The organism is Methylobacterium sp. NFXW15 (assembly GCF_049887755.1).
Classification (GTDB): domain Bacteria; phylum Pseudomonadota; class Alphaproteobacteria; order Rhizobiales; family Beijerinckiaceae; genus Methylobacterium.
The window spans coordinates 72,225-97,944 of sequence record NZ_JAGEKG010000003.1; the positions used below are offsets into that span (position 1 = coordinate 72,225).

Sequence of the window (25,720 nt, forward strand, 5' to 3'; positions counted from 1 at the left end):
GCGGCGCCATCGCCGTTTTGTAGAGGGCAGCTTTCGGCTATTTCCTTCTCAAATGCGGTTCATCCGCTTTCCATCCAACATAGCCATTCAGCGGCACCCGCTGATGCGACGGGAGCTGGCCGAAAGCGGTCCTTCTTCGGCTGTTGGGCTTAACCGCTCACTTACTCAACCGGAGCAGATTGCCGCCTCGGCTAAGCATGAGGACCGCATGACCGATATGACCGACACGGTAGCCGTGGCTGGCGACCGCATCCGTTCGATCATCGAGCGCATCGAGCGGATCGAGGAAGAGATCAAGGATCTCATGGAAGCCAAGAAAGAAGTCTTCGCCGAAGCCAAGGGAGAGGGCCTCGACGTCAAGGTCCTGAAGGAGATCCTCAAGATCCGTAAGCAGGATAAAAACGAGCGCGACGAGCACGAGACCCTGCTGGACGTTTACATGCGCGCAATGGATGCCCCATCTGCGGCCGAAATATCCAAGGCGGCTTAGCGAACCTCGACCAGGACGTATCCGGGGCGGCTGTCCGGGATTGTGAGTGCAAGATGCTGAGGGCGCCGCCACGTCAACGAAGCGGCAGATGGGTCACTTGGCTCCGCCCCGATGCAATCACAGGATGAGGGAGCGCCCGATCTCACCAGTGAGAGCCGAGACGCGCCGCGGCTCGCTAGACGATGATGCACCATTGGTGATTGAAGGCAGGGACATGCCGAATGTGTCGGCATGTCCCGAAACGCGAAGTCTCTCGCGGTAGGATCCGAGAGGGCTCTAACTTTTAGTTTTGACGCGCATTCTTGCGATGAGCCTGGATCCACTTCGTCGGACTGCGCTCTCGTGAGCCGCGAGAGACCGGTTAGTCCTTAGCGAGAGGTGGCTGAACCGGTCGAGCCGGTCACCTCCCCCTGGGTGGGCTTGATGGCCCAGAGCTCGGTCGGCAGGCTGATAGGGGCGCCGGGCTTGTAGTCGGCCGAATCCTGGATGTGGGACGTCGTCACATAGATCGTGCCGTCGGGTCCTTCACTGAACGTGTCTGGCCAGCGGAGCCTGTCGTCCTGTACCAACGTCGTCAGGCCGCTGTTCGCCTTGGATAGATCGCGCACCTTCACCGCGTTGTCCTGGGGAGAGGTCACGTACATCCGCCCGTCTTTGCGTGAGATCAACAGTCCGTCGGCTGGGCCGTTCTCCCCGACCGTGGCGATCTTTCCGCTGAGAGTCCTGTCGCTCAGCATCTCGGGCACGAAGGACGCCGTGGCCCAGCCGGTCAGCGCGTCGGTCGGGAGGCTATAGAGCGTCTTGCCCTTGATCGCCTGCCAGTAGAGCGTCTTGCCATCCGGCGAGAGCGCAATGCCATCAGCCGAAAACTCGACCCCGCGGCCGTCGGGACGGCGCAAGGGCTTGCCATCGTACTGCACGGTTACGCTCTTGTCGGGCATGGTGGAGGGGTGGCCGGACAAGACGCGCTTGGCCGAACCGCTGTCGAGGTCGACGACGATCAGCGCGCCCTCGGCCCCGGAATCCGTCAGGTAGGCGGTCTTTCCATCCGGCGAGATCCGCACGTCGTTGATGTAGGAGGCTTGCAGCACCGTGCTGGTGTCGAACGGGATCGTCTTCACGACCTGATTGGTCTTCAGATCGATCCCGACGAGCTTGGCTCCGTCCTTGACCACATGTGCCATGGCCGGCGCGGCGGCATCGACCACCCAGAGGCGATCCTGGGCATCGGCGACGACGCTCTGGACGCAGACGAAGTGGGTCTTGGGATCGACCTCGTCCTTCCTGGCATTGCGCCAGCTGTTCCAGTCGTCGTTCGGATAGGCAACCGGCTTGCCGTCCTTCAACTCGGCGACCGAGACCGGCGCGTCCTCGCTCCACCGCGGGAAGTTGACGAAGATGCGTCCGTCGCGGCTTACCGTGATGCCCGTGACCTGATGCGCGAAGCTCGCCACCTGGGTGAGGTTGCCCGCACCGGGAGCCATGTTCTGGGCTGTGGCGGGAAGCGCTAGCGTCGCGGCGCTAGACATCAGGGCTGTGGCCAGCCCGATACGGGCGCTCGCTGGAAGCTTCATGGTCGGCACTCTCAGAGGGATATGCCGGCCAACTCCCCAAGGCCTCGGAAGCTCCCGCGTGGACACAGGCTCAGGGCGGGCGAGTCGGGCCGGGCGAGCAAGATCGGCCTTTCGTCGCACGCGACGGCTTCGCTCGAACCGCCGTCGATGAAGAGGGTTGGCGCGTGACCACGATGGAAAGGATCACGATGTCGAACCCAGCCAAGGGCCAGTCCGGGGATGGTCAGCAGCACCATAACGTGAGCGCCCGAGCTCAGAAGGCAGCCGAAGTCCAAGAGGCCGGGCGCACCAAGGCCGGCGCCGGTCGATGCTCGCCTTCGATCTCGGTAGTTACAGCACTCGGTGTCACCAGTTCTTGCGTTTGAAATTCTTTAATCGATCTTACTCTGCCTATCACGAGGTCGAGCGTCCATTGCGATCTCCACCGCCCAATCTCGACCAAGGATGCGCGGCTGATGCTTAGCTATCTGACAGGCAAGTTCATCGGCGGGGCCCTGATGCTCCTGAACCTCCTCGCGCCCGCCGAGGTCCGCGTCCACAAGGACCTTCCCTATGCTGGCGGAACTCAGCAAGTCGCGGACGTCTATCAGCCGAACACCGATGGTCCGCACCCTGTCGTCGTGTTTTTCTACGGCGGTGGCTGGCGATCCGGCTCCAAGAATCGGGTTGCCTTCCTCGGTGCCGCCTTGGCGCGGCAAGGTTTCCTCACCGTGATCCCTGAATTCCACCATTTCCCGAACGGGAGCCTGCCCGACATTCTGACCGACAACGCCAATGCCGTCGCCTGGACCATCGCCCATGCGGAAACGTTTGGCGGGGATCCGAAGCGCGTCGTAGTGGCCGGACATTCCTCCGGCGCCTGGGCCGCCGCGATGATGGGACTGGATGGCACGTGGCTTGAGCATGCGGGTTCGAGCCCGGCGGCTCTGGCAGGTGTGATCGGGCTGTCGGGACCCTACACGGTGTCGTCCCTGACTGAGACCGTGGACAAAGAGGTTTTCTCTGGGAGCGATCCTACCCTGCAGCCGATCAATCATGCTGCGGGGTCGCATCCGGCCATGATGCTCATCACCGGCGCGGACGATCAGGACGTCAAGCCAACCGGTACGGTTGCCCTCGCGGACCGGCTGAAGACGGCGGGGGACAACCCAGAAGTGCGCATCTATCCGGGGCTGGGGCACGATGGGACGCTGCTGTCGATCGGCACTCCCTTTGCCGGCCGGGCGCCGGTCGTCGCCGACATCAAGCATTTCGTCGAGGGTGTGCACGCGGCGCGATGAGCGCGGGTGAAGCCGGCGTTCGGGGGATCGTTCAGGCCGGATCCGAACCAAGATCGGGGGCATCGCCACGTTGGTGCCGCCGCTCAAACGACCGCCGCGCGAACTCATTCCCCCTTGCGTCGATGAACGAGCGCCTCCGGGCCCGACGGCAACGTCTGCTTCGGTCAGTTCTGGCGCGGAAGCGGTCGGGTATGAAGACACCCCACTAAGCCATTCAGTTGCAACGAGTTTTTTGCCGGGGTTGGTGGGAATCAGACCGGCAGGTTTAGGTGCGTCCACCGCGCAAGCGAACTGACCACTCACATCGGCCCTTGCATCGAGAATGAGAAATCCCATCTCCTTACCATCCAACGGGATGGTTCTGGGATGGTCTTGATGGAAGATAACGTTCGAGTGTTGCGTCCGAAGCTGCCGGACAGCGAGAAGCTGACGATCAATCTCGGCTTCGTCGATCTTGGTCATATCGACCTGATGGTCCGCGACGGCTTCTACGCCAATCGGGCTGATTTCATCCGCACCGCCGTTCGCAATCAGATCGAGCGTCAGGGCGAGGCCGTAAAGCAGTCCGTCAGCCGCAAGCGGCTGCAGCTGGGCCTGTCGTATTATTCGAGACAGACGCTCGAAGCCGCCCGGGATGCCGGGATGCCCATCGACATCCAGGTGCTCGGCTTGGCCAGCATCGCTCTGGACGTGACGCCGGACCTCGCCCGTGCCGCGATCGCCTCGGTCGAGGTGCTCGGCGCCTTCCAGGCCAGCCCGGCGGTCAAGGCCGCCCTGGCCGACCGCATCACCTGACACACCGCCGAGCACGACGCTCCTGCGGAGGAGGTTGGGCATCCCGCGCCGACCGCCTCGCGCACCAGGATCAACCCCATGAACGCGTTTCCAAAAATGAACTTCTCCAAGTTCGCGATGCCGAAGCTCGACCCGGCCCGCACCGCGCGGATGATGGAGTCGATGGCCACGATGCAGCGGCGACAGGCTGCCGCTTACACCCGATGGGCCGAGGCTCGACAAGGCGCGGCCGCCGCGGCGGAGGCACCGGGCGGCGGGACCATCGACATGGTCGCGCCCTTGACCCCCGACGGAGCGTGGACGGTGCCGCATACCGCCCCCGGTGGCGCTGCGGACAAGCCGGCTTTCACCACTTCCGGCGGCGACATCGCTGGGGAGGTGATGCGCACGATCCAAGACGCGTTGGCGAGAAGCGGCGTCGGGACCGGCTTGGGGGCGGGTGTCGGCAACAATCCTGCGGGCGCAACGCCCAAAGCCCCGCTCCCGAACGGCGCGCGCTTCGAGACTTGCACGTTCACCGGCTCCACCGGCAGCCGGAACTACAAGATCTATGTGCCGAGCACCTACACCGGCCAGTCGCTCCCGGTCGTCGTGATGCTCCACGGCTGTACCCAGAACCCGGACGATTTCGCCCTTGGCACCCGAATGAACGGGCTGGCTGAAGAGCAATCGTTCCTGGTGGTATATCCGGAACAGCCGCGCTCGGCGAACATGCAGCGCTGCTGGAATTGGTACGAGCCGGGCGACCAGCAGCGCGAAGGCGGGGAGCCGGCGTTGATCGCTGGTATCGTCCGACAGGTGATCGCGGAATTTTCGGCCGACGCGAACCGGGTCTATGCTGCCGGCCTTTCGGCGGGCGGGGCTGCGGCCGCGATCCTGGCCGTGACCTACCCGGACCTGTTCGCGGCGGTGGGGGTGCATTCCGGCCTGGCATGCGGTGCGGCCCGCGACATGCCATCGGCTTTCGCGGCGATGCGGGGGGACGGCGTCGGCACGTCCGCGAGCAAGCGCCACGCCGTTCCGATGATCGTCTTCCACGGCGACGGCGATCGGACCGTGAACGTCGCCAATGGCGATCGCGTGGCCGCGCAGGGGCCGTCCGGTCCGGGCCTCACCGAGGCGGTGAGCGAGGGGCGGACGCCGGATGGAGTTGCCTACACTCGCACGGTTCGCACGGACACGTTGGGCCGCGCGATGCTGGAACAGTGGGTGCTGCGTGGGACCGGCCATGCGTGGTCGGGCGGCGATCCCGCGGGATCGTTCACCGACGCCCGCGGCCCGGACGCAAGCCGAGAGATGGTGCGGTTCTTCCTGGCACAGACCAGCCATCGAAAGTCAGATGTCTGAACTGACGCGTCCGCCGACTGGAAGCTGACGGTCGCAAACTCACCCTCAGCAACCATTCCATGTTCAACCCGCCTCAGGGCCGGGGATCGGAGAACGAGACACTGGGAAGCGGTCGTCAATCGGTCGACTGCTTCGGCAGTAAAGCCTCCGTCCGGCCCCGCAGGGCTTGAATGCTGCGGTAGCCGACTGAAGCCGCCACTTGGCGCGGTGACCATCCGTCGGCGGCGAGAGCCAACGCCCGCACGACCCTGGCCCTGGCTCGCCATTGATCGAAGGTCAGGCCCGTCTCGCTGCGGAACCTCCTCGTCAGAGTGCGGCGGCTGAGGCCGCAACGGTCGGCCCAGGCATCGAGGTCGAGATCCGTCGCAGGAGCCTCGATGAGGCCGAGGCAGATCCGGCGCAGGCGGCCATCTCTCGGCAGGGGTAAGGTCAACTGCGTCTCTGGTGCCCGATGGATCTCGTCGAGCACAAGGGCGGCGAGATGTCCGCCGCGACCCGCTTCATCGTACAGGATCGGTTCCGCCCCGAGGGACGCGAGAGCGGCGGCGAGCAAGGACGAGACCTCGATGACGCGGGCTCGGGTGGGAAAACCCTGCACGGCTTCCACGGCGAGATAGGCCGAGCACATCGAGACCGCCCCATGCATGGCCACCGAATGCGTCAGTTGTGGGGGGATCCAAAGGGCATGGCCCTCGGGGACGACCCAAGTCCCGTCCTCGGCGCTGGCCATCATCAGTCCGGCGGTGGCGTAGAGCAGTTGCGCCCGCGTGTGGGAGTGGGGATCGATGCGGCTGCTGGCGGCGTAGGTCTTGGGCATCACCGCAACGGCGCGGGGGACATCCTGGTAATCCTCCGCCCGGATCGACCGCATGGTGCTGAGCCCCATCCATTTTGGCCCGCTGGCGTACAACTTCGGCCCGACCGCTTGCAACGGGTCAGATATAGGAGGGCAGGCTCACCGAGATGCCCGACCCATGGACGCCGAACTTCTCTCCCGACGGACCCTGCGCTTCGTCAACGTCGCGCATGCCCTCGACCATTTCGTGCTCCTCATCTACCCGACCGCCGTCATCGCCATCGCGGCGCAGACGGGCCTCGGCTACGGTGAACTGATCGGGCTTGCGACCGGCGCTTTCGTCGCCTTCGGGCTCTGCTCGCTGCCCATGGGCTGGCTCGCCGACCGGTTTGGCCGGCGCACGATGCTGGCGATCTTCTTCTTCGGCTACGGCCTGTCCTGCCTTGGGGTGGCGAGCGCGGGCAGCCCGACCGCCTTCGCGGTCTGGCTCTGCGTGCTGGGGCTCGCCTCGGCGATCTACCACCCGGTTGGCTCGGCGATGCTGGTCACCCATGCGACCCGCCTCGGCCGGGATCTCGGCGTGAACGGGGTCTGGGGCAATGCCGGCGCGGCCACCGCCTCCGGCGTGACAGCCCTGCTTGCTTCGGGTCTCGGCTGGCAGGCGGCCTTCATCGTGCCGGGCCTGATCTGCCTCGCCTGCGGCACGGCCTTTGTCGCCTTGGTGCCTGGCGACGGTGAGGGCAACCGTGGCAAGGCGGGTGGCGCTCCGGTCATCGCCGTGGCGCGTCCGATCCCCCTTCTGATCGTCTTCGCCTTCGCCATCATCGCGGGCGGGATGACCTTCAACATCACCACGATCGCCCTCCCGAAGGTCGTGGACGAGCGCGTCGGCGCGGCCCTTCCCCTCGCCCTGATCGGCTCGGTCGCGACCCTCGTCTTCGCTTTCGGTGCCCTGACCCAGCTGGCGATGGGGCGGCTGATCGACCGCTACAGCCTGCCGACGCTCTTTCTCGGCCTGTCGATCCTGCAACCGGTCGGCCTCGGCATCGCCGCCATAAGCACGGGCCTGCCGATGCTGGCCGGCTTGGTGCTGACGATGGCGGCGCTCTACGGGCAGGTGGTCATCAACGACGCGATGGTGGCGCGCTACGTGCCGGCGGCCTACCGCACGAGAGCCTACAGCGTGCGCTACTTCCTGGGTTTCACCGTGAGTGGCTTCGTCGTGCCGATGATCGCGGTCCTGCACGACCGCGGCGGTTTCGGTCTTGTACTCGGCATTGCGGCGAGCTTCGGCGCGGTCATCTTCGCCTCGGCTTTTGGGTTCTTCGTGCTGATTCGCGCGGCAGCAAAGCACCCCCTCGTCCCCGCCGAGTAGCAACGTTGTCCATCACTGGGGTTGTGGATCAAACGTCGATGGCGCCGAACACAGAGTGCCGTGAGGTCATGCATTCCCTCGGGCAAACGTCCGCTTCCATGCGTGGCCACTGCCAACATCAGCCTACTCTGAGACCGACGCGGCGGCGTGGTTTCGGCTTGTCCTAACCAGCAGCTCGGTGAGGGAAAAACCTACATCCGCATGTTTTTTCCCGTTCGACGGGGGTTAATTTTTCCTTACTTGCGCGTGCCAATGTGCATGATGCCCTGAACGGCCATAGTTCATCCGGCCGAGCACAGTCGAACCCCAGTCTCATCTTGCGGGATGCGTCCGATGGGCAATCGATCAGGGAATTCGCCGCGGCCGACGCCCCGCTCGCGCAGGCCTTCGCCAAGCCCGGCCATCGTGCCGGATCGATCCGAGGGCCGTGCCCTGCTTCGGCGCGGTAAGCCGCCACCGTCCTAGAGATACCGGCAAGTCGACCCAGCACGCCGAGCGTCGACGCTCGATCCAAGATTTTTCCGTTCCCCGGGGCGCGCAGACGCGGCGTCCCGCCCCACAGCCATGGGCAATGGAGACGATCATGTCCGTCACGTTCACGGTCGACACCTACGACCTCCGCCACATCCTCAAGCAGATCCAGATCGCCGAGGAGTTCGCGGCCCCCGGGAACACCCGGACCCTGCAGGACATCATCGGTCAGTCCGCCGCCCTGTTGCCGTTCGGGCTGCGGGCGGTGGACGGCAGCAACAACAACCTCTTGCCGGGCCAGAGCCTCCTCGGGGCGGCGGACCAGCCGTTCCCCCGCCTCCTGCCGGCGCAGTACACGACCGGCAGCGGCTCGTTCGACACCAACGGCCCGCAGACGCCAGGCGGCGTCGTCACGAACAACGACTATTCCAAGACCGGCTCAGTCGTCGACACCAGCATCCGGACGGCCAGCAACCTCATCTCGGACATGAGCCCGCACAACCCGGCTGCCGTCGCCGCGTGGTACGCCAACCCCATCGCGCAACAGGCGTATGCCGACGCCCACAACGGCGAGGCACCGCCCCAGAACTACATCCCGACCGCGACCGAGCTCGCCTTCATACCGAACCAGTCGCCTGACATCGGCCTCTCACCACCCTTCAACGGCTGGATGACCCTGTTCGGACAGTTCTTCGACCACGGGCTCGACCTCGTCACCAAGGGCGGCAACGGTTCGGTCTACGTGCCGCTCATGCCGGACGACCCACTGATCGCAGGCGCCGACGGCACCTTCGGCACGGCGGACGACCTGCCGGAGGCCCAACGCTTCATGACGCTGACGCGGGCGACCCCGGTGCCCGGGCCAGGTGCCGACGGCGTCATCGGCACGGCCGACGACACCCGCGAGTCCGTGAACACCACGACCCCGTGGATCGACCAGAACCAGACCTACACCTCGCACCCCTCGCACCAGGTCTTCCTGCGCGAGTACGTGCGAATCGACACGACACCGGGCGACGGCGTCGCCAACCCCGTGACGCTCGCGACCGGGCACCTCCTCAACGGCGGCGCGGACGGCAGGGCCATCGCCAACTGGGCCGAGGTCAAGGCGCAGGCCAAGGCGATGCTCGGTATCGAACTCGTCGACACGGACATCCACAACGTCCCCGTCCTGAAGACCGACCCCTACGGCAAGTTCATCCCCGGGCCGAACGGCTACGCGCAGATGCTGATGCAGCCGGACGCGACCCACCCGACAACGTGGTTCAAGGAGGGCACCGCCGAGGGCATCCGCACCACCGGCGCCGTCATGACGGGCCACGCCTTCCTCGACGACATCGCCAACACTGCGGATCCCGTGGTGCGCGGGCGGGTCGTGGCGGCCGATGCCGATACCGACATCGGCAACGCCATCCCGGTCGGCACCGACGGAACCCGCGCGACCTACGATAACGAACTGCTCGACCGTCACTTCATCACCGGCGACGGGCGCGGCAACGAGAATATCGGCCTCACGGCCGTCCACACCATCTTCCACTCGGAGCACAACCGGCTCGTCGAGGCCAACAAGGCGACGATCCTGGCCTCGGGCGATCTCGCCTTCATCAACGAGTGGCTGCGGGTCGACGTCACCTCTCTTCCCACCACGCCGGAGCAGGTCGCCGCCCTGCAATGGGACGGCGAGCGCCTGTTCCAGGCGGCGAAGTTCGTGACCGAGATGCAGTACCAGCACCTCGTGTTCGAGGAGTTCGCCCGGACGGTGCAGCCGAACGTCGACCCGTTCGTCTTCACCAACAGCGCCGACCTCAACCCGGCCATCACCGCCGAGTTCGCGCACGTCGTCTACCGGTTCGGGCACTCGATGCTCGGCGACACCATCGACCGCCTCGGTTTCGATATGCAACCGGTCGACGCCGACCCGAACGCGCCGGGCAACCAGGAACTCGGCCTGATCGAGGCGTTCCTGAACCCGCTCGCCTTCACCGCCAGCGGCATCGACACCGACGCTGCGGCCGGCGCCATCATCCGTGGCATGACACGCCAGATCGGCAACGAGATCGACGAGTTCGTGGTCGACTCCCTGCGCAACAACCTGCTCGGGCTCCCCCTCGACCTCGCCGTCCTCAACATGGCGCGGGCGCGTGAACAGGGGGTGCCGTCCCTCAATGAGGCCCGCGCCGAATTCTACGCGATGACCTCGGACGTGAAGCTCAAGCCGTACACGAGCTGGGTCGACTTCGCGCAGAACATCAAGAACCCGGCCTCTGTCATCAACTTCATCGCGGCCTACGGCCAGCACGACCTCGTCACGCAAGAGACGACGCTCGCGGGCAAGCGGGCGGCGGCAACCGCCCTGATCTTCGGAACCCCGGTCGACGTGCCGGACGACCCGTCGACCCCCAATGTCAACGAGGCCCACACCATCCAGCCGGCTGCCGACCGCCTCGACTTCCTCAACGGCACGGGCGCGTGGAACGCCGCCAACTCCGGCCTGAACAAGGTCGACTTCTGGATCGGCGGCCTCGCCGAGGAGAAGATGGAGTTCGGCGGGATGCTGGGCAACACCTTCAACTTCGTCTTCGAGACGCAGATGGAGAACTTGCAGAACGGGGATCGCTTCTACTACCTCAGCCGCACGCAGGGCATGAACCTCCTGAACGAACTGGAGGCCAACACGTTCTCGGCGCTCGTCCAGCGCAACACCGACCTGGGCTCCGAGGGGGCCTCGCACCTGAACGGTTCGCTGTTCGGCCGCGCGGACCACATCCTGGAACTCAACCAGTCCAAGCAGATCGGGGACGATCCGACGCAGGACGACGCCCTTCTCCAGATCATCGACCCGAAGGTCGTGCGCGTGGCGCCCGGGGCCGACGTCGACGGCGACGGCCATGCCGACGGCGGCATGCTCAAGTTCAGCGGCGGCGAGCACGTCGTCCTGGGCGGCACCGAAGGCAACGACCGCCTGATCGGCGACAAGGGCATCGACACCCTCTGGGGCGACGGGGGGGATGATTACCTCAACGGCGGGATGGAGTCCGATCAGATCTTCGGCGGGGACGGCGATGACGTCATCGAGGACCCGTTTGGCGACGAGTTCATCCGCGGCGGCGAAGGCAACGACGCCATCTCCAGCGGGCCGGGGCTCGACATCCTGTTCGGCGGTGGCGGCAAGGACTTCATCACGCACTCGACGGACCCGGTCGAGGTGTTCGCCGGGCGCGGCGACGACTTCGTCCTCGGCGGCAGCGCCGGCGACGCCCTGATGGGCAACGAGGGCGACGACTGGATCGAGGGCGGCGAAGGCTTCGACAGTCTCTCGGGCGAGAACTCGCAGCTCTTCTTCAACAGCATCATCATCGGCCATGACGTCCTGAACGGGCAGGGCAACGACACCGACTACGACGGCGAGTCCGGCGACGACATCATGGTCCAGGGCCCCGGCATCCAGCGCAACAACGGGATGCTCGGTTTCGACTGGGTCATCCAGAAGGGCGACCCGAACGATGGGGTGATCGACCTCGGCATCTCGCAATTCGCGACGCAGCCTGCCCTGATCCTGCGCGACCGGAACGACTCCGTCGAGGCCGCCTCCGGCTGGAAGCACAACGACACCCTCATCGGGACGGACAGACCCACGGGGGCCAACGGCCCTGGCCTGGCCGGCATCATCAATGCCCCGCCCACCGACAGCATGCTGCTGTCCCAGAACGTCGCCCTGATCGACGGGCTGGAGGCGCTCCTGAAGCTGACGCCTGCCGCGCTCCGGGGCCAGACGGTAGGCGGCGACGCGACGCCGTTCGCCGACCTCCCGGCGGATACGACCGTGTTCGACCCGCAGACCGGCAACGACATCCTCCTCGGCGGTGCCGGCAGCGACACATTCACCGGCAAGGCCGGCAACGACATCATCGACGGCGACCGGTGGCTCAACGTGCGGATCAGCATCCGCGACGCCGCCGGCACCGAGATCGCGACGGCGGACAGCCTCGCGGGCAAGATGTTCACGACGCCCGCCGGGCTCGCGAGCGGCAACGGCCCCCTCTACCTGGGCGGGATGACCTTGCAGGAGGCCCTGATGACCAGGGCCGTCAATCCGGGGCAACTCAACATCGTCCGCGAGATCGTCGACGCCGGACAGGGGACCGACGTCGACACGGCCGTCTTCTCCGACGTGCGCGCCAACTACACCATCACGAACCTCGGTGACGGCAGCTTCCGCGTCGACCACACCGGCTTCGTAGCCGGCGCCGCCGGCCGCTTGTCGGACGGGACGGACACGCTCCACAATATCGAGCGGGCGCAGTTCGCCGACCGTGCGGTCTTCCTCACCAACGTCCCGGCCACCGGCGCGCCGACCATCGATGACACCACGCCGACCGAACTGGCGACGATCCGGGCCAACGTCGCCGGCATCGCCGACCTGAACGGCCTGCCGACGACCTTCGCGTTCCAGTGGCAGTCCCTCGGCGCCGACGGGGTCACCTGGACGAACATCCCCGGCGCCACGGCCCAGGCCTTCACGCCGCAACAGGCGCAGGTCGGGTCTCCCGTCCGCGTGGTGGTGACCTTCACCGATCAGGGCGGCTACGCCGAGCGGGTGGTCTCGGCCGCGACCGACGTGGTGGGCGACAACATCGTCGACAATGGGCTCGGCAACACGATCAACGGCACGGCGGGCGCCGACCGCATCCTCGCCAACGGCGGCAACGACATCGTCAATGCCGGGGCCGGGGACGATGTGGTCGACGGCGGGGCCGGGAACGACACCATCAACGGCGCGGCCGGCAACGACACCCTTCAGGGAGGCACCGGCAACGACATCATCGACGCCGGCTCGGGCGACGACACCATCACCTGGAACGGCGGGGCCGTGCTGGGTCCGATCACGCTCGTGGCCAACGACGGGCGCGATGTCGTGAGGGGCGGCACCGAGGGCGCCGTCGGTGACACGATGGTCGTCAACGGCACCCTCGGGCAGGCCGAGACCTTCCGGATCTACACGACCGCCGCCTGGGGCGCGGTCCCCGGCAACAACGTCGCCACGTTGAGCCCCGGCACCGAGATCGTCGTGACGCGCACCGTCGGAGCCGCCACCACCGTCATCGCCGAACTGCAGGAGATCGAGGAGATCAGGGTCGGGACGGCGACCGTATCGGTGCCGAACCCGCCGACCAATGCCGGGGCCGGCGACAGCGTCTTCCTCATCGGCGACTTCACGGCGACCAGCCTGAACCTCAACACCGTCACCATCGAGGGCACCGAGGGCGACGACACCGTCGACATCTCCGGCCTGACCTCCGCCCACCGCATCGTGGTCCGTTCCAGCGGCGGGGCCGACACCATCGTGGGTACGCTGCGGCCGCAGGACGTGATCGAACTCGCGCCGGGCACGACACGGGCCGACTACACCGAGAGCCATGCCAACGGCATGACGACGCTGACCCACGGCACGCACAGCATCACCTTCGCGAGCACGGGGACGCCGACCTTCGGCACGACGCCCGCCGCTGGCGGCGGAGGCGGCGGAGGCGGCGGAACCGGAGGCGGGACCGGCGCGGCCGCCGGGTTCACGCTGACGGCCACGGATCTCGCCGGCCTCAAGGGTCTCGTCACCGGGCAGCCGGTCGGCGGGGGCGACGATGCCGAGGGTGCGGCGGGCGTGCGCCACCTCTCCGGGGCAGGCAACAACACCGCTCATCCGGAGTACGGGTCGGCCGACCAGCCATTCATCCGGCTTACGCAGGCGCATTACGGCGACTACGATCCGGCCACCAACAACGGTGCGGTCAACCCGATCTTCGCCGGCCTCGACCCGCGCGCCATCAGCAACATCCTCGGCACCCAGGAGGCCGACCTACCCAAACAGGCCGACGGCGCGAACATCTTCTTCATGGCGTTCGGCCAGTATTTCGACCACGGTCTCGACTTCCTCCCGAAGTCCGCGACCAACGGCGTCATCGAGATCGGCGGGCCGGGCTCGCTCCGCAGCCCGACCAGCGACAACCCGGTCGACCTGACCCGGGGCGCGGTCGCCTCGCTCGATGCGGACGGGGTGCCGCAGCACCTCAACAAGACCTCGCCCTTCGTCGACCAGAACCAAGCCTACGGATCGCACGAACTCGTGGGTCAGTTCCTGCGGGAGAGCGACGGACACCAGGGCGTGGGAGCCCACCTGCTGGCCGGGGCGCCGGACCCGTCCAATCCCGCCTTCAGCCTGCTGCCGACGCTGCGCGCCCTGATCCAGCACCACTGGGACGCGAACACAGTCTTCCACGACCCGTCGCTGCCCGGCGGCTCGGTCAGTTTTCGCGATTACTACTCGAACTACGTCGCGGCGGGTCAGCCGGCCGCATCCCTCGTCGACCCGGCGACCGGCACCTTCAACGCTGGGATCGTCAAGGCCATGGCCGCCGACTTCATGGGCAGCGGCCATGCGCTCCTCCTGGACGCCAATCCCTTCGTCAACCTCCTCGACCATTACGTGGCCGGTGATGGTCGTGCGAACGAGAACGTGTCGCTCACGGCCATGCACACGGTCTGGGCGCGCAACCACAACTTCCACGTCGAGAACCTGCTGCAGTCGGGCTTCCAGGGCACGGACGAGGAGGTCTTCCAGGCCGCCAAGATGATCAACGAGGCGGAATACCAGCGCGTCGTCTTCACGGAGTTCGCGGACCACCTCATCGGCGGCATCAAGGGCAGCGGCAGCCATGGCGACGCCGGGTACAACCCCTCCGTCGATGCCCGCATCTCGGAGGAGTTCGCGTCGGCGGTCTACCGCGTGGGCCATTCGTTGATCGGGCAGACTCTCACCGTCATGGGAGCGGACGGACAGCCTCATCAGGTCGCGCTCGTCGACGCTTTCCTCAATCCGACCAACGAGACGGGCGCCTTCACGGCCCCCCTGCCTCCCGGTTACGTGCCGCAGCCGGGCTACGCCCAGCTCGGGGCGGGCGCCATCCTCGCCGGGGTGGCGACGCAGCCGGCCGAGGAAGTGGATTTCAACATCGTGGACGCGGTGCGCAACGACCTCGTGCGCATCAACGCCGACCTCTTCGCCTTCAACGTGGCCCGTGGGCGCGACGTCGGGCTCGGCACCCTGAACCAGGTCAGGGCCGACCTGAAGGCTTCGAGCGACCCCTACGTGCACGAGGCCGTCGGCTATGCCGGCAACCTCGACCCCTACACATCCTGGGAGGACTTCCAGGCCCGCAACGGGCTGAGCGATGCGGTCATCGCGCAGTTCAAGCAGGCCTATCCCGATCTCGTCCTCGCCACGGCGGACGAGCGAGCCTCCTTCGCGGCGGTGAACCCGGACATCACGCTGCATGACGGGCCGAACGGGACCAAGATCGTCTCCGGCATCGACCGGGTCGACCTCTGGGTCGGCGGCCTCGCCGAGAAGCACATCAACGGCGGGATGGTCGGACAGACCTTCTGGGTCGTGCTGCAGGAGCAGTTCGACCGCCTGCAGGAGGGCGACCGGTTCTACTACCTGGAGCGGTTCGACAATTTCGACTTCTATCAGAACATCGTCGACGGCCAGAGCTTCTCCGACATCGTCGCCCGCAACACCGGCCTGACGGGACTGCAGGAAGATATCTTCGTCGCCGGAACCGGGGACGGTCAGGCCGCCGGCGGGGATGGCGCCGGTGCAGGCGGAACGTCCGGCCATGGGACCGGAACCGAGGGCGAGGGGACCGGGACCGGGGCCGGTTCCGGTTCCGGTGGGGGCACCTCCGCCGGACAGGGAGGCGGTGACGACCATTCGGCCGGCAATGGCGGCACTGCCGGTGGCACCGGAACGGGTACCACCGGTGGGACCTCGGATGGGCACGGCGGCGGCGTCCACGCCGGCAGCGGCGGCACGTCGGGCTCGGGTGCCGGAGGGTCGGAAGGTACGGGCGGCCACGACGACCACGGTGGTGCCGGAAGCCAGGCAGGCGACGGCACGACCGGCGGGCAGCAGTCCGGCGGCACAGGCACGCCGCCGCCGTCCTCGACCGATCCGCATCTCGTGACCGGCACGGCCGCCGACGACGTCCTGGTCGGCACCTCCGGCGCCGACACGGTCCTCGGCCTCGCGGGCGACGATAACATCCTCACCGGCGACGGGGCGGACGTGGTCAGGGCCGGGGCGGGCGATGATTTCGTCGATGCTGGGGCGGGCCGCGACGTCGTGTTCGGCGGCGCCGGCAACGACGACATCCTCGCCGGCGACGGCGCGGACATGGTCTACGGCGATGCGGGCGCGGACCGCATCCTCGCTGGCGACGGCAACGACCTCGTGACGGGGGGCGCCGGGGACGACCAACTCATCGGCGGTGGGGGTGACGACCTGTTCGTCGCGGAGACCGGCGACGGCAACGACACCTACTGGGGGGACGAGGTCGGCGGCGGCGTCGGGAACGACACGCTCGACATGTCCGCCATCATGGACAACATCGCGGTGAACCTCGGGACCGGGCTGGGCGGACGCGGCAGCGCCGCCAGCAGCCAGAGCGGAAGCGACGTCCTCTGGGGCATCGAGAACGTGGTGACGGGATCGGGTAACGACCACATCACCGCCAGCGACGCTGTGAACGTGATGGACGGGGGCTCCGGGGCGGACACCTACCATTTCGGTTCGGCCGCAGCAGCCAACGGCGACACCATCGCGAGCTTCGAGCCGGGCGACAAGATCGACCTCAGTGGCATCGACGCGAACCAGGGTGTGGCCGGCGACCAAGCCTTCACCCTGGCGACGGGGGCCGCCTTCACGGGTGTGGGGCAGTTGCTCATCACCCAGGAGCACCGCGCGGACGGCGACTACACCGTCGTGGCGGGGAATACCGCGGGCGACGCAACGCCGGAGTTCAAGTTCTCCATCAAGGGCGCCCCGGCCGCCACCGCCGCGGACTTCACGCTCTGACGGCGGTCGGGCCCCGGACGGGGCCCGACCCTCCCATCCGTCCGCAGGGGGGCCATCACCATGCGACCCAGGGACCGTAAACACCTCGCCAAGGCCCGATCCACCGAACGGCTCACGCGGCGCCTCGCGATGCCGTTCGTGTTCCTGGGCGGGATGTCGGGCATCATCAACGTCCTGGCCCTCACGGGCTCGTTCTACATGCTCCAAGTCTACGACCGCGCCCTGCCGAGCGGCAGCCTGCCGACGCTCGTCGGCCTCTCCACGCTCGCCATCGGACTGTACGTCGCGCAGGGGATGTTCGAGGTTCTGAGGCTGCAGATCCTGGTCCGGGTCGGGGCGCAACTCGACCGGCGCGCCGCCCCGTTGGCCCATCGCGTCGCCATCGACATGCCCCGCTTCGGCTACTCGGCGTCGGAGGCGATGGAACGCGGGCGCGACGTCGACACCCTCCGGGGATTCCTCGGCAGCCCCGGGCTGGTGGCGCTCCTCGACTTGCCGTGGACGCCGATCTTCCTCGTCTTCGTCTACACGCTCCATCCCTGGCTCGGGGCGCTCACTGTCGGCGGCGCCGTCCTACTGACGTTCATCACCATCCTGACCGAGCTGTTCACGCGGCGCTGGGCAGGCGCGACGCAGGAGGCGATGATCGTCCGCAACGCGGTCGCCGACACCAACGCGCGGAACGCGGACGTCCTGAAGGCCATGGGGTTCGCCGGGCGGGCGGTGGACCGGTACCGCGCGGCCAACGACGAACACCTCGCCCTCCAGACCCGGACGGCGGACGTGACCGGGACGTTCAGCGCCCTGTCCCGCATCCTGCGCATGATCCTGCAATCCGCGGTGCTGGGGCTCGGCGCCTACCTCGTCATCGGAGGCGAACTCTCTGCAGGCGCAATCATCGCGGCGTCCATCACCTCGGCGCGTGCGCTCGCTCCCATCGATCAGACGGTCGGCAACTGGAAAGGCATCGCCGCGGCCCGTCGGGCGTACACCCGGCTGAAGGAGACCGTGACGGTCCTCGCCAACGTCGAGGAGCCCATGCCGCTCCCGCCGCCGCAGACGTCCTTGCGGGTCAATTCGGTGACCGTTGCTGCACCCGGCTCGGGGCGGGTGCTTCTGTCGGACATCAACTTCGAGCTCAAGGCCGGGCAGGCCGTGGGCGTCATCGGTCCGAGCGGTGGCGGGAAGACCACGCTGGGCCGTGCGCTGACCGGCGTGTGGCCCCTCCTGCGGGGCGGTATCCGCCTCGACGGCGCCGACCTGCCGCAATGGGACGAGGAGAGCCTGGGCCGCAACATCGGCTACCTGCCGCAGGAGGTCTGCCTGATGGACGCGACGGTCGAGGAGAATATCTCGCGCCTCGCCGGCGACGCCGACCCTGCCCTGGTCGTCGCGGCGGCACGCGCGGCCGGGGTCCACGAGATGATCCTGCGCATGCCGGACGGGTACCGGACCGAGCTGGGTCCGTTCGGGACCGCCCTGTCGGGAGGGCAGCGCCAGCGGATCGCGCTCGCACGGGCGCTCTACGGCGACCCCTTCCTGCTCGTGCTCGATGAACCGAACTCCAACCTCGACGGCGAGGGCGAGGCGGCGCTCGCCAAGGCCATCCTCGACGTCCGTGCCCGCGGCGGCATCGCCGTCGTCATCGCCCACCGCCCGAGCGTCCTTGCCGCGGTCGACACCGTTGCCGTGATCCAGGACGGGAAGCTCACGGCCTTCGGGCCGAAGGAGGCCATTCTCGGCAAGGCGAACCGCGAGGTCGCTCAAGGCACCGTACCGGCCAAGGTCACCAGGGAGCGCTCCCCGGAGGAGCGGGCTATGGCATGATCATCACGACGAAAGGCACCAAGACCGACGAAGCCGCGCAGGACGAGGGGCAGGGACAGTCCCGGCACCCCTCCGAAGTAAAGTCCCGCCTCCCGTACTACCTCGCTCTCGCCGTCGCGTCGGTGGCCGCCTACCTCAAGTCCCTCTTCCACGAGCCGGCCCGGGCCGAGCCCGAAAGCGAGGGCGCCGGAGGAGAGCCGCCGGAAGCGTCGTCTCCCAAGCCGCCCCTGCTGCTCGTTTCCGACAACCGCCAGGACGAGGAGCTTCCCGATCCTCGCGCGAGGGGATCCTCGGCCTTCGTCGAAGAGGCGAAGGTCGTCGCCGCGGCGTCGGAATTCGAGGCCCAGGAGTTCGAGGCTCAGGAGTTCGTCCGCGTGCATTCCCTGCGCTTCGCGGCTCCTGAGGCCAGGCCGGATCTCGGCGACTTCAAGCCGTCACCGGTCATCCCGAACCCGATCAACGACAACCGGGGCGTGGCCCCCGCCGGCGGCGGCGGCGGCGGCGGTGGACATGGCGGTGGCGGACGCGGGACTCCGTCCCTTGAGGATGTCGGTTCGCGTCCGCACCCCCAAGGCGGCGAGCTCGCGCCGACCCAGGACAAGACAGGCGAAGGCCCGCTCGATCCCGACGGGCTAGCCGGGGACGGGGGGAAGCCGGGCGGTCGGCCCGGCGCTGGGGAAAGCCCGGCAGACCCCAGGGGTGATGGGGGTGGGGCGAAGCCGGACGGCCGGACCGAGGATGGGGACGGCGGCGGCGGCTCGACGCGCACCGACCCGGCGGGGCCGGGCGAGACGACGGGGGGGCGCCGCAACCGCGCCCCGGTCTCGACCGGAACCGTGCAACTGGCGGACACCACGCGATGCGCGTCCCTCGCCATCGCGGCACTCGACCTCCTGCGCGGCGTGTCCGACCCCGACGGCGACGCGCTGTCCATCCGGGGCGTGACCACCTCATCCGGAACGCTCGTCCGCGACGGCGACGGATGGCTCTTCGAAGCCGACGCCGTCGGACTCGTCACACTCACCTATGAGGTCACGGATGGCGAGTTCGCCATCACGCAGACGGCAAGAGTGAACGTGCTCGACCGTGCGCGGGACCCCGGCCCGGGCGGCGACGGCGGCATCCAGGGTGGGACCACCGGCACGAACGGCGACGACCTGATCCTGGGCACACCGTTTCCTGACCGGATCGATGGCGGCAGCGGGAACGACAACATCGATGCCCGTGGCGGCGACGACCTGATCGACGGTGGACCGGGCGACGACCACATCATCGGCGGCGCCGGAAACGACACGATCGTCGGCGGCCTGGGACATGACGTGATCTTCGCCGGCGCCGGACGGGACGTGGTGTCGGGCGGCGCCGGAAACGACCGCATCTTCGGAGAGGACGGGGACGACACCCTCTTCGGCGACGAGGGCGACGACCTGTTGGACGGCGGAGCGGGTTCCGACATCCTCGCCGGCGGCACCGGCGACGATACAATCGACGGCGGTGACGGCGACGACCGCATCGACGGCGGCGACGGCAGCGACTTGGCGCTCGCCGGTTCGGGACGGGACGTGGTGTCCGGCGGCGCGGGCGACGACCGGCTGGAGGGCGGAGAGGGCGACGATCTGCTCGCGGACGGGACCGGGCGCGACGTCGTGTTTGGACAGGAAGGCGACGACGTGCTCGTCGCCTCGTTGGACGGCGAGGGCGATGCCTTCGAGGGCGGGGCAGGCGTGGACACGCTCGACCTCTCCGCTTCGACGGCGGGCGTGGTGGTCGATCTGACGGCCGGCACCGCCCACGGCGTCGAGACCGGTCTGGACCGGGTGGCCTCGGTTGAGGTTGTGAAGGGCGGGTCTGGCGATGACACGCTCATCGGCGACACCGGTTCCAATGCCCTGCATGGCGGCGACGGACGGGACCACCTCGCCGGAGGGGCCGGAGACGACCTGATCGACGGCGGTGCAGGCGGCGACACCCTCGCGGACGGTACGGGCACCGACGCCGTTCTCGGCGGCGACGGCAACGACCTCATGCTGGTGGCCACGGATGGAGAGGACGACGTCTTCGACGGCGGGTCCGGAGTGGACACCCTCGACCTGACGGGTACTCGACTCGGCGTCTCCGTCGATCTGGGCGGCGGCACCGCGACCGGCGTGGAGACGGGCCGCGACGCCTTGAGAGCCATCGAGGTTGTGCTGGCCGGCTCTGGCGAGGACCGCCTCGTCGGAAGCACGGGGTCGGACAAGCTCCACGGCGGCGACGGGGACGACCATCTCGCCGGCCTGCAGGGGGACGACGTCCTTGAAGGCGGCTCGGGCCGCGACGAGATCCGCGACGGCTCCGGGCGCGACGTCGTCCGCGGGGGCGGCGGTGACGACCTGATCGTCCTGGCAATGGACGGAGACGACGACCGCGTGGACGGCGGCGAAGGCTCCGACACGCTGGACCTCGGCGACGCGAAGGGCGACCTGCTCGTCGACCTCGTCCGCCATGTCGTGTCGGGGACCGAACTCGGGGACGACCAGATCGAGGCCGTCGAGCGGATCGTGGCCGGCGCGGGACGGGACCACTTCGTCATCGGCGACGACGACGTCGTCCTGACGGGAGGCGACGGGGACGACCGCTACGAATTCGCCTCGCATGGCGGGGACCGGGAGCCGACCCGCGCCGTCCAGATCACCGACTTCTCGGTCGGCGACCATATCGACCTCCTGAAATGGACGTTCTTCGAGGATGCGCCCGGGTCGAAGGGCGAGTCGCTCGCCGAGGCGATGGAGCGCAAAGACGGCACGGTGTCCGGCATCCGGTACAAGTCCGCCCACCTCGACGACGGCGACGTCACCATCATCACCGCGGACCTCGACCACGACGACCTCTTCGAGACGACCATCGTGCTCGACGGACAGCACACTCTTCTGTTCCTGGCGGCCGCACCTGCGGCGGCCACGACCCCGGTCACGACCCTCACCTGACGATCGACGGAAGGCTCGAACATGTCCGCGCTCCCGGCCCGCAATCGAAGTCACAGGCATCTTGCGGAGATCGACCATGTGGAAGCACCCACCTTCTCGGTCTTTCCGCGCGTCGCGATGAGCCTCGTCCTCTCGGCCGCCTTGTTGGGCGGCCTGGGGGGATGGGCCGCGACGACGAGCCTCAACGGGGCCGTGATGGCCCCTGGCACGGTCGCCGTCGAGCACCGCGCGAAGGCGGTTCAGCACCGGGACGGCGGGGTCGTCGGGGCGATCCTTGTCCAGGACGGGCAGGCCGTGGCGGCGGATCAGGTCCTCATCCGCATCGATGATGCGCAGACCCGCGCGGAACTCGCCATCGTGAAGGGGCAGATCGTGGAGATGTCCGCCAGGAAAGCCAGGCTGCTCGCGGAACGCGACGGGCTGAGGGTTCTCGTGTTCCCGCCCCTGCCGCTCGGTGACGGGCCGGAGGCGCGTTCGGTCGTCGAGGGCGAGATGCGCTTGTTCCAAGGCAACCTCGCCAGCCGCGACAGCCAGCGTCAGCAGCTGGAACTTCAGATCGGTCAGGTGAACGAGGAGGTTGCCGGGTTGGTCAAGCAGAGGGACGCCAAGCGCGAGGAGCTCACGATCCTCACGAGCGAGCACCTGAAGCTGCAGGGCCTCGTGGACAAGCAGCTCTTCGAAGGGTCACGCTTCCTTCCCATCAATCGCGACCGCCATCGGCTCGCGGGCGAACAGGGGTCGCTCGAAGCGTCGATTGCCCGTGCCAAGGTGCGGGCGAGCGAGATCCGGGTGCAAGTGCTCGCCATCGCGGACACCGCCCGCACCGAAGCGCAGCGCGAACTCGCGACCGTCGATGCCAAGCTGTCCGAACTGTCCAACCGCCGCATCGCGTTGGAGGATCGGCTGACCCGCACGGATATCAAGGCGCCCGCCACGGGCATACTGCACGAGCTGAAAACCTTTACGGTGGGCGGGGTTATCACGCCGGCCGACGTCCTGGCGACCGTCGTCCCGCACGATGCCCGGCTCAAGATCGAGATCCACATCGCGCCGTCGAGCATCGACCAAGTCGTGGTCGGGCGACCGGCGAAGGTCAGGTTCACGGCGTTCAACCAGCGGACGACGCCCGAGTTGAAGGGGCGCCTATCTTACGTTTCGCCGTCGACGACGAAAGGCGCCCGGGACGATGCCTACTTCGTCGGCCATGTCGAGCTCGATGAGGGGGAGTGGGAGCGCCTCGGCCAGGGGAAGCGTCTCGTCCCCGGCATGCCCGTGGAGGTCCATGTCGCGACCGAAGAGCGGACGGCCCTGTCCTATCTCGTGAAACCGCTGCAGGATCAGTTCAGTCGAACGTTCAGGGAGCGATAAATCAAAATCTGTCATGTCTCTGCTTCGATAACGATAAGTACGCAAGAATGCTGCGTCATAATTCATTTTGCGAGAAATATTATTGCGCTTGAGTTTTTCTTGGCATACTGAGACTATCTACCGACGAGGAATCGGTGATGGTCGAGGCGACTGGGGAGCGCAGTAATAGGACGGCCGAAGTCTCTATCGGCCGGGAGCGATTTCTCGCCATGGTGGTGGGATCCTTGAACGATGTACTGGGCGATACGGTAGGGCCCAGGGAAGTCGAAGGCTTCGTCAACCTTGTCGGAATGGCCGTCGCGGAACAGATCCTCGCCCGTTACCTGGCGGCCGCCGGTACATCGCGTCTCGATCTCTCAGCGACCCTGGACGCGTTGCTCGATTGGAACAGGGACCTGGGCGGGGATATCGCGATCTCCGAGAGGTCGGAAAAGAAGGTGGTCCTGGATGATAGGCGCTGCCCGTTCCTCGGTTTCGGCCTCGACTCGCGCACGATGTGCAGGATGACCGCTCACGTGGTCGGGCACATGGTTGCGGAGAGCCAGGGTTATGGGCGCGTCACCCTCGCCGACCGGGCATCGCGCGGCTCAGGCGGATGCCGCATCGTCATCGACCTCGAACCCGATGCCTGCGACGGCGGGGGACAGTCCTACTATGCCAAAGGCGGCCGTTAAGCCCGACTTCGAGATCCTGCTCGATCTCGTGTCGAGCCCGACGGTACTGACCGACAGCCGTGGCGGCGTCGTGGCCGCGAACGCTGCCGCCCATGAAACCTTCGGAGGCCTCGGGACCGATTGCCATCTGCCGTTCCCGGATGCGGCCCGCGCCGGTTTCGAGCGCTATCTCGACCGCTGCCTCTCCACTGCGTCCCCGATCCCCGGCTCCCTGTTCCTGTGGCATGTCGACGGTCGGCTTGAACGGCATCCATGCCGTGGCGTCCGTGCGCAATTCTCGGCCTTCGGCGAGAAGCCGCTGGTCCTCCTACAATTCGACGGGGTCGCCTTCGACCGCCGGTTCAAGGCCCTCACCGCGAAGCTTCACGACGCCCGCCGCGTGATGCGGGAGCGGCGACTGCAGGCGCAGCGGCTGCAATCGCTGATGGAGGAGCGCGAGTGCCTGCTGGGCCAGCTTGAGCGGGATGCGGCTGCCCGCGCCGAGGCCGAGAGCGAGCGCGACGAGGTGCTGGCCCAACTCTACAGGGCCGGGCAGGACGAACGGAGGCGGCTCGCCCGCGACCTGCACGACCATGCCGGCCAGCATCTTATGGCCTTGAAGCTTCAGCTTAGACGGCTCGAGCCCCACCTGACGACCTCGGATGCCAAAAGTGAGCTCGGACGGTTGTTGATGCAGGCGCAGAACGTCAGCGACGCCCTGAGGCGCGTGACCCTTGCGCTTCGCCCTGCGGCCTTGGAGGAGTTCGGCTTCGTCACGGCACTTCGGTACCTCGTCGAGGAATGGGGCCGGGTCACGGGACTTCACGTCGAGTTCCAGGTCGGCAACGTCGAGGTACAACTGCCGCCGGATCACGCCATCACGCTGTTCCGCGTGGTGCAGGAGGCGCTGACCAACGTGGCGAAGCATGCCGGCCAGCCGAGCACCGTCTCCGTCGTGCTCATCTTCGGCGAAAGCCACCTGACCTTGTCCGTCGAGGACGACGGCAACGGCTTCGAGGCCGGCGAGGAGTCGGTCCATGATCTGGTGAGCCAGGGCAAGCTCGGCTTGGTGGGGATGCGGGAGCGCATCTCCCTGGTGGGCGGCACGCTTGACATCGATTCGACCCCCGGCACCGGCACCTCGGTGACGGCAAGGGTCCGGCTTGAGAGGGATACCCCATCCGATGGCTGACGACACCGCGGTCCGCGTCGTGCTCGCGGACGACCATCCGGTCTTCCGCCACGGCGTCGCGGACCTGCTCAAGAGCACCGGCGAGTTCGACGTCGTCGCCTCGGTCGACAGCGGCGCCGCCGCGATCCGGGCCGTGACGGAGCTCGTCCCGGATGTCGCCATCCTCGACCTCGCGATGCCGGACCTGAACGGGGCGACGGTGATCCGGAGGCTCGCCGAGGGCCAGTGCACGACCCGGTCGCTCATCCTCAGCGTCTACGAAAGCCGCGTCTACGTCGAGCAGGCGTTCGAGGCCGGCGCCCGCGGGTACGTCCTGAAGCGCTCCGCCTTCAACAACATCGCCCAGGCGGTTCGGGCCGTCCGGGCCGGAGGCATCTACGTCGATCCATCCTTACCGGGGCAAGCCGCCGGCATCGGACGGGTCCACCCCGATCCATCAGCCCGCGAGGCTTCGGCACCCTTGGCGGAGCGGGAAAAGGAGATTCTCCGCTTCGTGGCGTATGGGTTCACCAGCAAGGAGATCGCCAGCCGCCTCGCGACGACGCCCAAGGCCGTGGAGGCACAGAAGGCGCGGGCATGCGGCCGGCTCGGCATCGGCAGCCGGGCGCAGGTCGTCCAGTTCGCGATCCTCCAGGGTTGGCTCCAGGGAGAGCTCGCCGACCGGTGAATGGACCG

14 protein-coding genes are annotated in these 25,720 nt (G+C 67.5%); 12 read left to right on the top strand and 2 right to left on the bottom strand.

Annotated elements, in window-relative coordinates; translation table 11 throughout:
* Positions 1 to 208 precede the first annotated feature (208 nt).
* The gene (locus tag J4O73_RS07655; protein WP_426216854.1) at positions 209 to 490 is read left to right on the top strand and encodes a DUF2312 domain-containing protein; all 282 of its coding nucleotides are present in this window, start codon (positions 209 to 211) and stop codon (positions 488 to 490) included.
* Positions 491 to 858: 368 nt separating this feature from the next.
* Here J4O73_RS07655 and J4O73_RS07660 read toward each other — a convergent pair whose 3' ends face one another.
* Positions 859 to 2,064 carry an L-dopachrome tautomerase-related protein gene (locus tag J4O73_RS07660; RefSeq protein ID WP_426216125.1) on the bottom strand — a complete coding sequence of 402 codons (1,206 nt, stop codon included), beginning with the start codon at positions 2,062 to 2,064 and terminating at the stop codon, positions 859 to 861.
* A 455-nt stretch (positions 2,065 to 2,519) separates the two neighbouring features.
* Here J4O73_RS07660 and J4O73_RS07665 point away from each other — a divergent pair, with 455 nt between their 5' ends.
* The 3 genes from J4O73_RS07665 (at position 2,520) to J4O73_RS07675 (ending at position 5,486) form a co-directional block, all read left to right on the top strand.
* A complete protein-coding gene (locus J4O73_RS07665; protein WP_426216127.1) occupies positions 2,520 to 3,344 on the top strand; it encodes an alpha/beta hydrolase in 825 nt (274 codons plus the stop codon).
* Between the two features lie 375 nt (positions 3,345 to 3,719).
* Positions 3,720 to 4,139, top strand: a complete 420-nt coding sequence (locus J4O73_RS07670) for a CopG family transcriptional regulator (RefSeq protein WP_426216129.1) — start codon at positions 3,720 to 3,722, stop codon at positions 4,137 to 4,139.
* Positions 4,140 to 4,217: 78 nt separating this feature from the next.
* Positions 4,218 to 5,486: an extracellular catalytic domain type 1 short-chain-length polyhydroxyalkanoate depolymerase gene (locus tag J4O73_RS07675; protein ID WP_426216131.1), complete on the top strand. Its 1,269-nt coding sequence runs from the start codon at positions 4,218 to 4,220 to the stop codon at positions 5,484 to 5,486.
* A gap of 115 nt (positions 5,487 to 5,601) precedes the next feature.
* On the opposite strand, the gene J4O73_RS07680 is transcribed toward J4O73_RS07675, so the two are convergent.
* Positions 5,602 to 6,372, bottom strand: coding sequence for a helix-turn-helix domain-containing protein (locus J4O73_RS07680; RefSeq protein ID WP_426216133.1), 771 nt, complete (start codon positions 6,370 to 6,372; stop codon positions 5,602 to 5,604).
* Positions 6,373 to 6,460: 88 nt separating this feature from the next.
* Between J4O73_RS07680 and J4O73_RS07685 the strand changes: the two genes are divergently transcribed.
* The 8 genes from J4O73_RS07685 (at position 6,461) to J4O73_RS07720 (ending at position 25,712) form a co-directional block, all read left to right on the top strand.
* Positions 6,461 to 7,657, top strand: coding sequence for an MFS transporter (locus J4O73_RS07685; protein ID WP_426216135.1), 1,197 nt, complete (start codon positions 6,461 to 6,463; stop codon positions 7,655 to 7,657).
* A gap of 583 nt (positions 7,658 to 8,240) precedes the next feature.
* The gene (locus J4O73_RS07690; protein ID WP_426216137.1) at positions 8,241 to 17,039 is read left to right on the top strand and encodes a peroxidase family protein; all 8,799 of its coding nucleotides are present in this window, start codon (positions 8,241 to 8,243) and stop codon (positions 17,037 to 17,039) included.
* 60 nt (positions 17,040 to 17,099) lie between these two features.
* Positions 17,100 to 18,866: a type I secretion system permease/ATPase gene (locus J4O73_RS07695; RefSeq protein WP_426216139.1), complete on the top strand. Its 1,767-nt coding sequence runs from the start codon at positions 17,100 to 17,102 to the stop codon at positions 18,864 to 18,866.
* On the top strand, positions 18,863 to 21,832 hold the full coding sequence (locus J4O73_RS07700; RefSeq protein ID WP_426216141.1) for a cadherin-like domain-containing protein: 2,970 nt from the start codon (positions 18,863 to 18,865) through the stop codon (positions 21,830 to 21,832). Before J4O73_RS07695 ends, J4O73_RS07700 begins: the two co-directional genes overlap by 4 nt.
* Before the next feature lie 78 nt (positions 21,833 to 21,910).
* A complete protein-coding gene (locus J4O73_RS07705; RefSeq protein ID WP_426216143.1) occupies positions 21,911 to 23,200 on the top strand; it encodes an HlyD family type I secretion periplasmic adaptor subunit in 1,290 nt (429 codons plus the stop codon).
* Between the two features lie 137 nt (positions 23,201 to 23,337).
* Complete coding sequence (locus J4O73_RS07710) at positions 23,338 to 23,874, top strand: methanogen output domain 1-containing protein (RefSeq protein WP_426216145.1); 537 nt, start codon at positions 23,338 to 23,340, stop codon at positions 23,872 to 23,874.
* Complete coding sequence (locus J4O73_RS07715; protein ID WP_426216147.1) at positions 23,855 to 25,045, top strand: sensor histidine kinase; 1,191 nt, start codon at positions 23,855 to 23,857, stop codon at positions 25,043 to 25,045. The genes J4O73_RS07710 and J4O73_RS07715 overlap by 20 nt, the downstream gene beginning before the upstream one ends.
* Positions 25,038 to 25,712: a response regulator transcription factor gene (locus J4O73_RS07720; RefSeq protein WP_426216149.1), complete on the top strand. Its 675-nt coding sequence runs from the start codon at positions 25,038 to 25,040 to the stop codon at positions 25,710 to 25,712. The genes J4O73_RS07715 and J4O73_RS07720 overlap by 8 nt, the downstream gene beginning before the upstream one ends.
* Positions 25,713 to 25,720 lie beyond the last annotated feature (8 nt).

Bases quoted from the DNA above. Each gene is read 5' to 3' on its own strand.
- J4O73_RS07680 (WP_426216133.1), bottom strand. From the start codon at position 6,372: ATGGGGCTCAGCACCATGCGGTCGATCCGGGCGGAGGATTACCAGGAT.
- J4O73_RS07675 (WP_426216131.1), top strand. From the start codon at position 4,218: ATGAACGCGTTTCCAAAAATGAACTTCTCCAAGTTCGCGATGCCGAAG.
- J4O73_RS07720 (WP_426216149.1), top strand. From the start codon at position 25,038: ATGGCTGACGACACCGCGGTCCGCGTCGTGCTCGCGGACGACCATCCG.
- J4O73_RS07715 (WP_426216147.1), top strand. From the start codon at position 23,855: ATGCCAAAGGCGGCCGTTAAGCCCGACTTCGAGATCCTGCTCGATCTC.
- J4O73_RS07700 (WP_426216141.1), top strand. From the start codon at position 18,863: ATGATCATCACGACGAAAGGCACCAAGACCGACGAAGCCGCGCAGGAC.
- J4O73_RS07690 (WP_426216137.1), top strand. From the start codon at position 8,241: ATGTCCGTCACGTTCACGGTCGACACCTACGACCTCCGCCACATCCTC.
- J4O73_RS07660 (WP_426216125.1), bottom strand. From the start codon at position 2,064: ATGAAGCTTCCAGCGAGCGCCCGTATCGGGCTGGCCACAGCCCTGATG.
- J4O73_RS07665 (WP_426216127.1), top strand. From the start codon at position 2,520: ATGCTTAGCTATCTGACAGGCAAGTTCATCGGCGGGGCCCTGATGCTC.
- J4O73_RS07670 (WP_426216129.1), top strand. From the start codon at position 3,720: ATGGAAGATAACGTTCGAGTGTTGCGTCCGAAGCTGCCGGACAGCGAG.
- J4O73_RS07685 (WP_426216135.1), top strand. From the start codon at position 6,461: ATGGACGCCGAACTTCTCTCCCGACGGACCCTGCGCTTCGTCAACGTC.
- J4O73_RS07710 (WP_426216145.1), top strand. From the start codon at position 23,338: ATGGTCGAGGCGACTGGGGAGCGCAGTAATAGGACGGCCGAAGTCTCT.
- J4O73_RS07695 (WP_426216139.1), top strand. From the start codon at position 17,100: ATGCGACCCAGGGACCGTAAACACCTCGCCAAGGCCCGATCCACCGAA.
- J4O73_RS07655 (WP_426216854.1), top strand. From the start codon at position 209: ATGACCGATATGACCGACACGGTAGCCGTGGCTGGCGACCGCATCCGT.